The organism is Janthinobacterium lividum (assembly GCF_011601275.1).
Taxonomy (GTDB): domain Bacteria; phylum Pseudomonadota; class Gammaproteobacteria; order Burkholderiales; family Burkholderiaceae_D; genus Janthinobacterium; species Janthinobacterium lividum_E.
In genome coordinates, this window is sequence record NZ_JAAOLY010000026.1 from 23,989 (window position 1) to 35,735 (window position 11,747).

The following is an 11,747-nucleotide window of genomic DNA, read 5'->3' on the forward strand; positions in this document are numbered from 1 at the left end:
GCGGCAATAAAAAGGGCGCGGCCCTGGCCCAGGACGGTGAAAATCCGTAAGATGCTGCTGTCGCTTGCCTGTTCACCACTACGCCGGCGCCTCCCGTCATCCACTTCCGGAGCTCCCTTGATAAAAACCGCCGCCCGGCTGATCAGCTATGCCCTGCTGGGCAAATCCGGCAAGCAGCCCCTCGATATCGCCAAGGTGCGCAAGGTATTGATTTTGCGCAACGACAAGATCGGCGACATGATCGTCACCTCGGCCCTGCTGCGCGAACTGAAAAAAAACTATCCGCACTGGCAGATCGACGTGGCCGCCAGCAGCGCCAATCGCGACGTCATCGCCGATAACCCGCATGTGAACGACATCCTCATCTGGGACAAGCAGCCGCTGCTGCGCGACTTGCGCACCACCATCGCCGACCTGCGCCGGCGCCGCTACGACGTCATCTTCAATCCCTACAACCGCTTTTCGATTCCCTTGCTGCTGCGTATCAAATGGCTGGGGGCGCGCTACCTGACGGGCTTTGCCATTCCCAAGTACGGCACCTCGACGGCGAAGCTGGGCATGTTCGACCATACGGTGCCGTGCGACCGCAGCCGCCACATCCTGCACAGCTTTTTCGCCACCTTCGGGCAATTTGGTCTGCGCGACATCGACATGCGCTATGAACTGTTCGGCGTGGACGCGCACGCGGCACGGGTCGACGCCGCCTGCGACACCCTGCTGCGCACCCATGAAGGCTTGTTCTGCCTCAATTTCCAGGGCAGCAATGCGCAACGCACGGTCAGCGTGGCCGACGCCCAGCGCTGCTGCGCCGCCCTGGCGGCACGCTATCCGCGCCATGCGCTGCTGGTGATCGCCGCGCCGGGCACCGAGACCCGCGCCGCCGAGATCGTGCAGGGCTCCGGTCATGCCAACGTGATGAGCGCGCCGCCCACCGGCCACATCCTGGAACTGGCGGCCCTGATACGCCGCTGCGAACTGGTGCTGTCGCCCGACACGTCGGTGATTCACATCGCCTCGGCGTATGACAAGAAAATCGTCGGCTACTACATCCGCACCGATAACTACCGCTGGTTTTATCCGGCCAGTCGCCACTACCGCGTCATCCTGGCGCGCGGCCTGACCCTGGCCGCCGTCAGCGATACGGAAACCCTGGCCGCCGTGGAACAGTTGATGGACGGCGCCGGCCAGGCGCAGGAGACGCTTCAGGCCGTCGGCTGAGACGCCAGCAGGCGGTCCATCTGCCCCGCCGGCAGCGCGCGCGAAAAGAAATACCCCTGCGCATAGTCGCAGCCGGCGGCGCGCAGCAGGTCGCGCTGCGACGCCGTCTCCACGCCTTCGGCCACGACTTTCAGGCCCAGGCGCTGCGCCAGGGCAATGATCGCCTCGCACAAGCCCTGCCCGGCGCCATCGCCTCCCAGTTCGCCGACCAGCGAACGGTCGATCTTGAGAAAATCGATATCGGCCTTCTGTATGCATGCGAGCGACACCTGGCCGCTGCCGAAATCGTCGAGCGCCAGCGCCAGGCCCATGGCGCGGAACTGGCGCAGCCGGTCGACCACCTGGCGCGCTTCATCGAGCAGCACCGCTTCCGTTGTTTCGATGACGATGGCGTCCGGCGCCAGCCCCTGGCGCGCCAGATGCCCGCCCCAGTCCTGGTACGGCGCGGCGTCGCAGCGAAATTCCACGGCCGACTTGTTGATGCTGATCTGGAACGCGGAGCCATGCTCCTCCTGCCACTGCCGCGCCTGGCGCACGACCTGGCGGAACACCCACTCGCCGATATCGATGATCAGACCGTTCGCCTCGGCAAAGCCGATGAAATCGGCGGGTGCCAGCAAGCCGCGCAGCGGATGGCGCCAGCGCAGCAGCGCCTCGGCCCGCTCGATGCTGCCGTCGCACAGGCGGATGATGGGCTGGTAATGCACTTCGAACTGGTCCTGCGCCAGCGCCAGGCGCATCTCGCGCACCGTGCTGCGGCGCAATTCGGCCGCCTGCTGCAAGGCCGGCGTGAAATAGCTGTAGCCGTTGCGCCCCGCACTCTTGGCCGCATACATGGCCTGGTCGGCATGCCGCAGCAAGGTGTCCGGCGACTCGGCATCGGCCGGATACAGGGCCACGCCCACGCTGGCCGACACTTGCGCCGTGTCGCCGTCGAGCACGAACGGCAGGGCCAGCGCGGCCGTCAGTTCCTGCAGCACGCGCTCGATGCCGCCCAGCTGCCCTACGCCGGCGAGGATGACGGTAAACTCGTCGCCGCCCAGGCGCGCGACCGTATCGGTGGTGCGCACGCGCTCGCTGATGCGCCGCGCCGCCTGGCGCAGCAGCATGTCGCCCTTCTCGTGGCCGAGGCGGTCATTCACCTGCTTGAAATGGTCGAGGTCGATGAACAGCAGCGCCAGGCAAGCACCCTCGCGTTTGGCGTGGGCCGCCTCGTGCTGCAAGCGGTCGAGAAACATGTGGCGGTTCGGCAAGCCCGTCAATTGGTCGAAATTGGCTTGCCGCCAGATGCGCTCGGACGCCGCGCGCTGCGCCGTGATATCGCTGACCAGCGCCAGCGCGCCCAGGTAGGTGCCGCTGGAGTCGAAGATGGGATTGGTGGCCAGGGTGGCCCACAAGGTGCTGCCGTCGCGACGCAGGAATTTGAATTCGTGGCGCTCGACGATGCCGTCCTGGCGCCGCGCAATATTGCGCTCCAGGATGGCGCGGCCTTCCTCATCCATGAAGGCCGCCAGCGGCTGGCCCAGCATATCCTCGATCTGGCAGTCCAGCATGTGCGCCATCTTCGGATTGACAAAGCTGGTCAGCGCCTGCGCATCGATTTCCCAGATGCCCTCCTCGGCACTGTGCACGATACGCCGGAAGCGCTCTTCGCTGCGTTCGAGCGCGGCCAGCTTGCCCTCGGCCTGCTCCAGCACCAGCCGCAGCGCCTGGCCGTTCGGGTCGGCGCTGCCCAGCAGGCTGACGGGCAAGCCCGCCTCGCGCACGCCGGGACGCGGCGGCGGCAGCTGCACCTGCAGCTGGATGCGCTCGGGCTCGCTACTATTGAGCACGCGCTCCACGAACTGTTCGTAATCGCGGCGGAACGCCTCGTGGACATAGGAACGGAACAGCACGTGGCCGGGACGCCCGCGCGCCAGGCCGAACAGCTCGGCCGCCACCAGATTGACCTGCAGGATCACACCATCGAGGCCCAGCACGAAATAGGCGACGGGCGCCAGCAGGTATAAATCGTTGAAATAGGCTTGTTCGCGTTCGGCCTTCATCCGTTCAGGACTGAAGACGCCATCGTCAAGCAGGGGCGCGACATGCCGCGCCGCGCCGTCGTGGCCGGGCGGGAAGGAATCCGGAGCAGGTACCGCTTGCGGTGGTGTGTCCATGGCTGTCCTTTGCAGCGCCGCCCTGGAAAACAGGTGGGTGCAGTAGCGAGACTAGCACGCACCACGCGCAGTGTCGAGCCATGCCTGTCACAGATAACGTTTCTACAACAGAGCCGCTCAGCGGCCCATGCCCATACGGCGCCGGCGCAAGCCGAAATCATGGCCCACCACCAGCAAGGTGCTGGCCACCAGGCTCGACAACCCCACGATCAGCTGGATCAATTTATCGTCAGGCAAGACCCACAAGGACGAGTCCGGCGCCTCGCAGCCCGTGGCCGCGCTGATCAGCGGAGAGACCCAGGCCGCGTCCGGTGTCACGTCGAGCACGACGGCGCCGTCGGCGCTCGTCTGCATATAGATATCGCCCCCTTCGGCCAAGGTGAAGCAGATGCCCACGCCCGTCTCCGTGGCGCGGATATTGTCCTGCATGCTGCGGTTATGTTCCTCGATCCACACTTCCACGTCATACGGCGTTTCCAGGTGTTCCCATGGACGGGGGCGGAAACGGGGACGTTCTTCCCCGCTGGCGGGGGTGTCGGGAACGTCGGGGATGTTGCTGTCTGCTGCGCCTTGCATGCTCGTTGACCTTTTCTGCGGTGATGCGGCGGGACCGGTTGCCCGCCAGCCGCCATTATCCACCGTTCGCGGCGCGCATGGTATTACCCTGCTCGATTCATCAGAAAAACTGACGGCTATCGACTTTAAAGATCAACATACCTGACTTAAAATGGCCGCCATCTCTTCTTTACAGGCTTTACATGCAAGGCATCAAACGCAAAATCGTCTACGTCACCGCCTTTGAAATCATCGGCATGGCCATTTCCACGGCCTGGCTGACCCTGCTTTCGGGCGAGTCGCCCACCAGCACTGGGCCGCTGGCGATCATGATCACCACCATCGCCGTGATCTGGAACCTGCTCTACAACACGGCGTTCGAATACTGGGAAATCCGCCAGGTGTCGCGCACGCGCACCGTCTGGCGCCGCATCCTGCATGCGATCGGCTTCCAGATCACCCTGGTCATTTACCTGATCCCGCTGATCGCCTGGTGGCTTAACATCAGCCTGTGGCAAGCGTTCGTGCTCGATTTCGCGCTGATGCTGATCATCCCGTGCTACAGCTTCATCTTCAACTACTTCTTCGACGGCCTGTTTGGCGTGCCCCTGTCGGCGCAGCAGCCGAAGGAAGAGCCAGCGAATGTTCAGGCCGCTTCGCTGAGCAACTGAAGAAAGGACCGCGCCGCCATCCCCAGCGGCCGGTCCCTCATCCACACGAGGTGGATCGGCACGACGAGGCCATTACCCGTATTCTTGAACGCCACGCAGCGCACCCGCCCCGCCGCCAGCGAGTCCTGGATGGCCGAGGCGGCGAAGTTACCCCAGCCCAGTCCCGCTTCCACCATCGCCAACGCCATCGGCAAACTGTCCGTGCGCCAATAGGACAGTCCCACCACGGGGCGCGCATCGGCCAGGTCGAGTTCGCGGCTGGCCACGATGATCTGGCGCAAATTCACCAATTCCTCGATATACAAGGGCCGGCCCGCCGCATCGGGCGGATGCTGGGTGGAGATAATCGCCAGCAAGGCGTCGCTGCCCACCAGCTGGAACTGTTCTTCGTGATTGATGCGCCCGCCAGCAAAAGCCATGCAGGCACTGATGCGGCCCCGGTGCAGCATGTCAAGCACGTCGTCCTGCGGCGCCGTCAGCACTTCGATGTCGAGCAGCGGATGACGCTGCGACAGTGCGCGCACGGCGGCCAGAAAAGGCGTATGGTCGAGCTCGGCCGCGATACCCAGCGAAATGCGGCTTTCCAGTCCCTGCGACAATTCCTGCACGTGCAGGTGCAACTGCTTCAACTGCTCGGCGATCAGGCGCGCATGGGGAATCAGCGCCGTCGCGGCCGGCGTGGGCACGGCTTCGCGCGCACCCCGGTCGAACAGGGCGATGCCCAGTTCAGCCTCGATATTGGCCATCGCCATGCTGACAGCCGACGGCGCCCGCCGCAAGGCGCGCGCGGCGGCCGAGAACGAACCGCCGTCGACGACGGCCAGGAACAGTTCGATGTTATGGCTTGAAAGTTTCATGGGGAATATGGAAAGTGCGGTGGAAAGTGCGGCACTTTTGCGCGCAAGGGCGGTCAAAAGGGAACATCATGGGAGGAAGCGTATGCGCCATCGACTACCCTACCGCCGCAGCGGCTATGTCTCGGACTTTACCCGCTTTATCGACGGATATCTGCAAACGCACCCGGAAGTACGGGAAAACCAGCGCCGCGGCTGGCGCATCTGGTGGGAGCGCCCGGCCAAGCTGCATGAACTGGAACTGATCCACGCCGACAGCGTGCCGGAGCCGCCCTACCACTACGACTAAAACGCCTGACAAAACCGTAGCGAGCGGCAGTGATTTGTGGCCGAGAAGCGCAGCTGTGCTATAGCACAGCGAGCATCGCAAGCCGCAAAGCGCGCCGCGCAGCAGGTTTGGTCAGGTGTTTAACCTTTCCAGGTGCGCTGCAATCCTGTATCCGCATGAATCCAGCCGCCACGGGGACCGCTGCGGTAATAAAAGCCCACGCCGCCCTGCTTGAAGCTGCGCACGAGCGAACCGAGCACTTCCGCATTCAGATTCGCCACGCGGATATCGGCGGCGCGGCCCGAGATGTGCAGCGACTGGCGCGCGGCTGGCACGCCCGCTTCGCGCAGGCGGCTGTTCGATTCGGCCGTGCGGTAGCCCGACAGGATCTCCAGCGGCTGCTCGATGCCGTAGCGGGCCACGAACGCTTGCGTACCCCACAGAGTTTCCAGCAGTTTCGGGTCGATGGGCGCCGTCTTCTTGCCGTTCACGTCGCGCAGCAAGTGGCACAGTTCCTGGTAGGCGGAGTCGATGACTTCACCGTCCTTCCAGTACAGCAGCTTCGCCTTTTCATTGCTGGCCGGGCGCACCACTTCCAGGGTGCGGGGCTTGAGCCAGAATTCCAGGTCCAGCGCCTGCGCGTCGAAGATGTCGGGAGGCGGCTCCATCTCGGTGATGGCCTGGCGCGACTGCGAGGTGATCGAGCGGTCGACGCTGGCCAGTTGCGTCGGCTGGGGCGGCACGCCCGTACGCGGCGCGCGCGGCTTGGCGCTGGCCGAAGCCGAGGCGGGAGCGGCCGTGCGCGAGGCGCAGCCGATGAGCGGGGTGGCTACCAGGCCCAGCGCGGCCAGGCCCATACCATGATGTAGAAAATTTCTGCGCGATGCCATAGTCAGTCCAATTTAACGATGGGAATACTATAGCGTATTGTGCTGCGAAGAAAAACCCTCAATGCCTATCGTGCCACCCTCATTTCAGCATCCGGCGCCCTATGCGGCGGCCACGCTGGCCGCGACGTCGCGCTTTGCCTGCGCCAGCGCCGTCAAGGGCTTGTCCAATAAATATCCCTGGGCCACGATGGGCAAGCCCGTGATGGCGGCGACGCGCTGCAGCGCGGCCAGCGCCGCCGGCGTGTCGAGGCGCTTGAAGATGACGCGAATTTTCGCCGCATGGCACACGGTGACGAAGCTGGCGACGGCCTGCTCGTCGCTGAGGTTGCCCGCGTCGAGCTTGAACGCATGCGGATGCAGGCGCTCCAGCATGCCGGTCGCCTCCTGCACGCTGGTCACGTTGATGGCCAGGCGGAAACCGTTGCGGCGGTAATTGTCGGCCACGTAATTGAGCAGCCAGCCCTGGTTCGGCGTGACCGTCGGCAATTGCAGCACGATGCGCTCGATGGGCAGGCCCAGCGCGTCGAGGATGCGCTGGAAGGCGTGGCCGTGATTGCTGCTGACGGCGCTCAGCAGCCGGTCATGCACGTTCAGGTACAGGTCCGACTGCTCCGCTTCGCTCTGGCGGAAAAAATTGATGGCGTGCAGCATGCGGCACAGCCGGTCCAGCTCCACGGATTCGTCGTCGCTGGCCGCGTGATCGAGCAAACGCCACAGCGACAAGCCCTCGTCCGCCTTCGACACGCTGCGCGCCAGGCCTTCGAACGCCAGCAGCTTGCCACTTTCCAGTTCGCGCAGCGGCTGGAAGGCGCTCGTCATGGTGCAATTGAAAAAGCGCCCCAGCGCCCTGCCCTCCCCGTCGAGCCAGACGCTGGTGCCGGCCTGGGTTTGGTGCGACAGGCGGGCCAGGTAATTTTTCAGGACGGGAAATGGCATACGTGCTCCTTCATCGGGCTGCGCCAGCTGCCCTCATGGGGAAGACGGCGCCAAAGTGTGCAGAGTAAGGCAGCGCCAACCAAAGGAGAACGAATGGTTTCGCCATTTGATATGCGCCCAGCACATAAGGGATGCAGCAGCCAGCGCATAACCATAGTCGGAAACATTCGTTCCAGCCACCTGCCCCGGCCTTTACTGTGGTCATGTACCAATACCATCAGGAAGGGTCGCCATGTGCCAGTTACTCGCAATGAACAGCAGCAAGCCCGCGGCGCTGGGATTTTCCTTTGCCGGCTTTGCCGAACGGGGCGGGCGCACGGACGAGCACCGCGACGGCTGGGGCATCGCCTATCACTCCAGTAGCGGCTGCACCTTGCTGACGGATCATCTGGCGGCCATCGATTCGCCGCTGGCGGCCCAGGTGCAGCAGCATCCCGTGAAGGCGAAAAACATCGTCGCGCACATCCGCAAAGCGACGCAGGGCCGCATCGCCCCGGAAAACACGCACCCGTTCGCCCGCGAGCTGTGGGGCAAGACCTGGTCGTTTGCCCACAATGGCGACTTGAAAACGTGGCACGCACCGGCCAATGCGCACTACCGCGCCAGCGGCGACACGGACAGCGAACAGGCGTTTTGCCACCTGCTGGCCCGCTTGCGCACGCAGTTTCCCCTCGGTGAACCCGCGCGCGCAGACTTGCGCGCCGCCATCGCCGAAGTCGCCAAGGACATCGCCGCCCACGGCACCTTCAATTTCATCCTGTCGGACGGCGAACTGCTGTTTGCCCACTGCTCCACGCATTTGCATTACGTGATACGCGAATACCCGTTTTCCGTGGCGCAGCTGATCGACTGCGAGCGCAGCATCGACTTTCGCCAGCACAACCATCTGGACGACCGCATCGCCGTCATCGCCACGCATCCACTGACGCAAAACGAGGATTGGCTGGCGTTCGCGCCAGGCGAACTGAAACTGTTTGCCGGCGGCACCTTGCTACCGGCAAACGATGCCACGCAGCAAGGCGTGTATATCCAGATCAGTTACTGAAGGGAATGATGCAAAGGGAGGCAATGGCCCGCCGCCGGATGGGCTTGCTGAGGCATTGACGGGGCGTCAGGCCGAATTGCAGTTGCAAAAGCGTTTGCGCTTGGGGTCGCCGCTAGCAATGCCGGCGGCGTCAATCTGCTTCCAGCAAAAAATCGTTTCCACACCGTATGGCGAACGCACATTGCCCGCCTCGATATAGCCCTGCTTGACGAAAAAGGCCTGGCTGCTGGCCGTGCTGTGCAGCTGGAGGGCCTTGATGCCCCACTCGCGCGCCTGCGCTTCCAGCTGCCCCACCAGCGCCTTGCCGGCGCCGCGGCCTTGCGCCTCGGGCAGCAGGTAGCACAGAGCCAGCTTGCCGGCCCGCGTCAGCAAACCGACGCCGACCACGGCGCCCGCCTCGACTGCGACCAGCGAAAAATTGGTGGGCGACGCGAACCAGCACGCCACCATCTGCGGTGTTTTATTGCCCAGCCAGGCTTCCAGGATGGCCGGATCGTCCCGATGATCGAGGCTGCAGCATTCGACGATGGAGCGTCGTAATACGTTGCACGCCTCGAAAGCGTCGGTCGATGTTGCAATACGAATTTCAAGACTCATGTACGCTCACAAAATATTCCAGTTGCCGATGCAGACGGTTTTACCCCTGTATCGTGCGATTCGACTATACACCAAGCGGCGCATTCGGGTTTTTTGCCGCGCGCCACAGGCCGGTTTTGCCTATGGCGCCATGCTTGCAGACTAAGTGCTGATGCGCATCTTGCCCACGAATGTTTCCAGAAATCGATATCTGTTTTTTAGCGCAAACGGGAATCGAATCTAAGCATATTACGAAAAATTCGTTTCTTTTCCGGCCGGAATTTTAGACTATGTCTATCTATTCTCACAACAAGAGTTCAACATGACCCACTCCAACGCCGTAACGACTGCCGCAGCAACGCTCACCCAACGCTCGCGCCGCTGGTTCCTGGCCAGCGCCCTGGCCGCTTCCGCTGCCGCCATGAGCCTGCCGATGACCGTGTCCGCCGCCGAACCCGTGGTCTTGCTGAACGCTTCGTACGACGTGATGCGCGAATTGTTCAAGGATGTGAATCCCGCATTTATTGCTGATTGGAAAGCCAAAACGGGCGAAACGATCACCATCAAGCAGTCGCACGGCGGCTCAAGCAAACAGGCGCGCTCCGTGGCCGACGGCCTGGAAGCGTCCGTCGTCACCATGAACCAGGCCAATGACATCGACATCCTCGTCGACCGCGGCCTCGTGGTGGCCGACTGGGCCAAGAAATTCCCGAACAATGCGGCGCCGTTCTATTCGACCATGGTGTACCTGGTACGCAAAGGCAACCCGAAACACATCAAGGATTGGGACGATCTGGCCAAGCCCGGCATCAAGGTCATCGTACCGAACCCGAAAACCTCTGGCAACGGCCGCTACACCTACTTGGCGGCCTGGGGCTATGCCGTGAAAAAAGGCGGCAGCGAAGCGCAGGCGCGCGACCTCGTTACCAAGCTGTTCAAGAATGTACCCGTGCTGGACGGCGGCGGCCGCGGCGCCACCACCACCTTCACGCAACGTGAAATCGGCGACGTGCTGGTGACGTTTGAAAATGAAGTGCAACTGGTGCGCGCCGAATTCGGCGACAACTTTGAAGTCGTGTATCCAAGCATCTCGATCCTGGCCGAGTCGCCCGTGGCCGTCGTCGACAAGGTCGTCGACCGCCGCGGCATCCGCAAGGAAGCGACGGCCTACCTGCAATACCTGTACTCGGAACCGGGCCAGGAACTGGTCGCCAAGCACTACCTGCGCCCCCGTTCGGCCGCAGTCGCGAAGAAATACGCGGCCAGCTTCAAGCCGATCACTCTGTTTACCATCGATGACGTGTTTGGCGGCTGGAAACAAGCGCAAAAGAAACACTTTGACGACGGCGGCGAGTTCGACAAGATTTATCAGAAATAATCTTCGCCGTATCAATAAAAAAACCGGGACATGTCCCGGTTTTTTTATTGCTGTGCGCCTGCCTGCCATTCGAGCGCGCTGAACAGGCTGGCGATCTCGCTGCTGCGGTGCGTGCCCGTCTTGGCCAGGATGGCCTGGATCTGGCTGCGCACGGTACTGATGCGCACGCCCTGGCGCTGGGCGTACGCGGCTGGCTCCATGCCGTCGGCCAGGGCCAGCGCCAGCGACCACTCCGCGCCCGTCAAGCCGCATGGCCGCTCGGCCGCGCCGGGCCAATGCCGCCGCCCGCTCCTGAACAGCGGCCGCAAGGACAGCATGGCCAGGCTGGCGCCATCGCCGTCTGCCGGGCCGATACGCACGGGCAGCGGCAGGATACCAATTTCCAGCGCCGGCCGGCCGTCTGCATCGCTCGCATACAAGGGCGCTGGACGGTGGCACGCCATTCCGAGGCAAGCTTGCCGCACGCGCGGCGCCAGTTGCTGTTGCAGCTGGCTCACACACACAGCGACCTTACCGCCGTGCAAGGTGATCACGGCGGCGAGCGGCGACGTGGCGGCCAGCAAGCGCTGCGCCGCCAGGTTCATGAAAACCAAGTGCAGGCAGGCATCGACCAGCAAGATGGCGCGCGGCAAGGCATCGAGCGCCTCCCAGGCCAGCGCGCCATGCGCCTGGGCTTGCTGCGCCGTATCGCGCAGGCGAAACACATTTGGCAGATGCTCGAGCACGCGCTGCAGCTGGCTGTGCGTGTTCGCGTCATACGGGCCCTGGCCGGCGGCGCGGTGCGCGGACAGGATGGTGAGCGCGCCGTTGTCGCGCACGACGCCGCTGCACGAATAGCGCACGCCCGCGCGCAAATAGAAATCCTGGAAATACTCGCTGCGCGCCACCGTCTGCTCGCTGAAATAATCCTGCATCAGATGCATGCGCCCGGGCGGCCCGCGCGTGAGGACCGCATAGCCGGGATCGAGCGCATGGTAGTAGCGCCGGTAGCCATCCTCCCAGGCACTTTGGTCCAGCCCGGTCACATAGCCGCGCGAGGGTACCGCGCCCGTTTCCGCCTTCAGGAAACAGCAAGCGACTTCGCCACCGGCCAGCCGGGCGAACGCGCGCATGGCCACGCTCCACTGCAACGGTTCCAATGCCGCCCGGTAAAAGGCGGCGATAACGGGATCGGCGCCATCCTTGTCCATCGCGTCC

At 63.6% G+C, this 11,747-nt stretch carries 13 protein-coding genes; 6 read left to right on the forward strand and 7 right to left on the reverse strand.

Annotation, left to right across the window (positions count from 1 at the left end; genetic code table 11):
• The first annotated feature begins 117 nt into the window (after positions 1-117).
• Positions 118-1,218, forward strand: coding sequence for a glycosyltransferase family 9 protein (locus tag GYK42_RS26545; RefSeq protein ID WP_166449925.1), 1,101 nt, complete (start codon positions 118-120; stop codon positions 1,216-1,218).
• On the opposite strand, the gene GYK42_RS26550 is transcribed toward GYK42_RS26545, so the two are convergent.
• Positions 1,203-3,377, reverse strand: coding sequence for a putative bifunctional diguanylate cyclase/phosphodiesterase (locus tag GYK42_RS26550; protein ID WP_346768167.1), 2,175 nt, complete (start codon positions 3,375-3,377; stop codon positions 1,203-1,205). The two genes, GYK42_RS26545 and GYK42_RS26550, sit on opposite strands and share 16 nt — an antisense overlap.
• A gap of 117 nt (positions 3,378-3,494) precedes the next feature.
• Positions 3,495-3,953, reverse strand: coding sequence for a hypothetical protein (locus GYK42_RS26555; protein ID WP_166449926.1), 459 nt, complete (start codon positions 3,951-3,953; stop codon positions 3,495-3,497).
• Between GYK42_RS26555 and GYK42_RS26560 the strand changes: the two genes are divergently transcribed.
• Complete coding sequence (locus GYK42_RS26560) at positions 3,952-4,098, forward strand: hypothetical protein (protein WP_166449927.1); 147 nt, start codon at positions 3,952-3,954, stop codon at positions 4,096-4,098. The two genes, GYK42_RS26555 and GYK42_RS26560, sit on opposite strands and share 2 nt — an antisense overlap.
• 37 nt (positions 4,099-4,135) lie before the next feature.
• Positions 4,136-4,603, forward strand: coding sequence for a PACE efflux transporter (locus GYK42_RS26565; RefSeq protein WP_166449928.1), 468 nt, complete (start codon positions 4,136-4,138; stop codon positions 4,601-4,603).
• On the opposite strand, the gene GYK42_RS26570 is transcribed toward GYK42_RS26565, so the two are convergent.
• Positions 4,579-5,460, reverse strand: coding sequence for a LysR family transcriptional regulator (locus tag GYK42_RS26570; protein ID WP_166449929.1), 882 nt, complete (start codon positions 5,458-5,460; stop codon positions 4,579-4,581). The genes GYK42_RS26565 and GYK42_RS26570 overlap by 25 nt on opposite strands.
• Positions 5,461-5,542: 82 nt before the next feature.
• Between GYK42_RS26570 and GYK42_RS26575 the strand changes: the two genes are divergently transcribed.
• Positions 5,543-5,746 (forward strand): DUF3460 family protein, encoded by a 204-nt coding sequence (locus GYK42_RS26575; RefSeq protein ID WP_046684888.1) that lies wholly within the window; start codon positions 5,543-5,545, stop codon positions 5,744-5,746.
• Between the two features lie 119 nt (positions 5,747-5,865).
• Here GYK42_RS26575 and GYK42_RS26580 read toward each other — a convergent pair whose 3' ends face one another.
• Positions 5,866-6,615, reverse strand: coding sequence for a YcbK family protein (locus GYK42_RS26580; RefSeq protein WP_431190190.1), 750 nt, complete (start codon positions 6,613-6,615; stop codon positions 5,866-5,868).
• 99 nt (positions 6,616-6,714) lie between these two features.
• Complete coding sequence (locus tag GYK42_RS26585) at positions 6,715-7,551, reverse strand: EAL domain-containing protein (protein ID WP_166449930.1); 837 nt, start codon at positions 7,549-7,551, stop codon at positions 6,715-6,717.
• Between the two features lie 232 nt (positions 7,552-7,783).
• Here GYK42_RS26585 and GYK42_RS26590 point away from each other — a divergent pair, with 232 nt between their 5' ends.
• Positions 7,784-8,596 carry a class II glutamine amidotransferase gene (locus tag GYK42_RS26590; protein ID WP_166449931.1) on the forward strand — a complete coding sequence of 271 codons (813 nt, stop codon included), beginning with the start codon at positions 7,784-7,786 and terminating at the stop codon, positions 8,594-8,596.
• Positions 8,597-8,662: 66 nt separating this feature from the next.
• Here the strand turns inward: GYK42_RS26590 and GYK42_RS26595 are convergent, their stop codons facing one another.
• A complete protein-coding gene (locus GYK42_RS26595) occupies positions 8,663-9,193 on the reverse strand; it encodes a GNAT family N-acetyltransferase (RefSeq protein ID WP_166449932.1) in 531 nt (176 codons plus the stop codon).
• 301 nt (positions 9,194-9,494) lie between these two features.
• On the opposite strand from GYK42_RS26595, the gene GYK42_RS26600 reads away from it, so the two are divergent.
• A complete protein-coding gene (locus GYK42_RS26600) occupies positions 9,495-10,550 on the forward strand; it encodes a sulfate ABC transporter substrate-binding protein (protein WP_277346698.1) in 1,056 nt (351 codons plus the stop codon).
• 44 nt (positions 10,551-10,594) lie between these two features.
• Here GYK42_RS26600 and GYK42_RS26605 read toward each other — a convergent pair whose 3' ends face one another.
• The gene (locus GYK42_RS26605) at positions 10,595-11,740 is read right to left on the reverse strand and encodes a helix-turn-helix transcriptional regulator (RefSeq protein ID WP_166449933.1); all 1,146 of its coding nucleotides are present in this window, start codon (positions 11,738-11,740) and stop codon (positions 10,595-10,597) included.
• Positions 11,741-11,747: the final 7 nt, after the last annotated feature.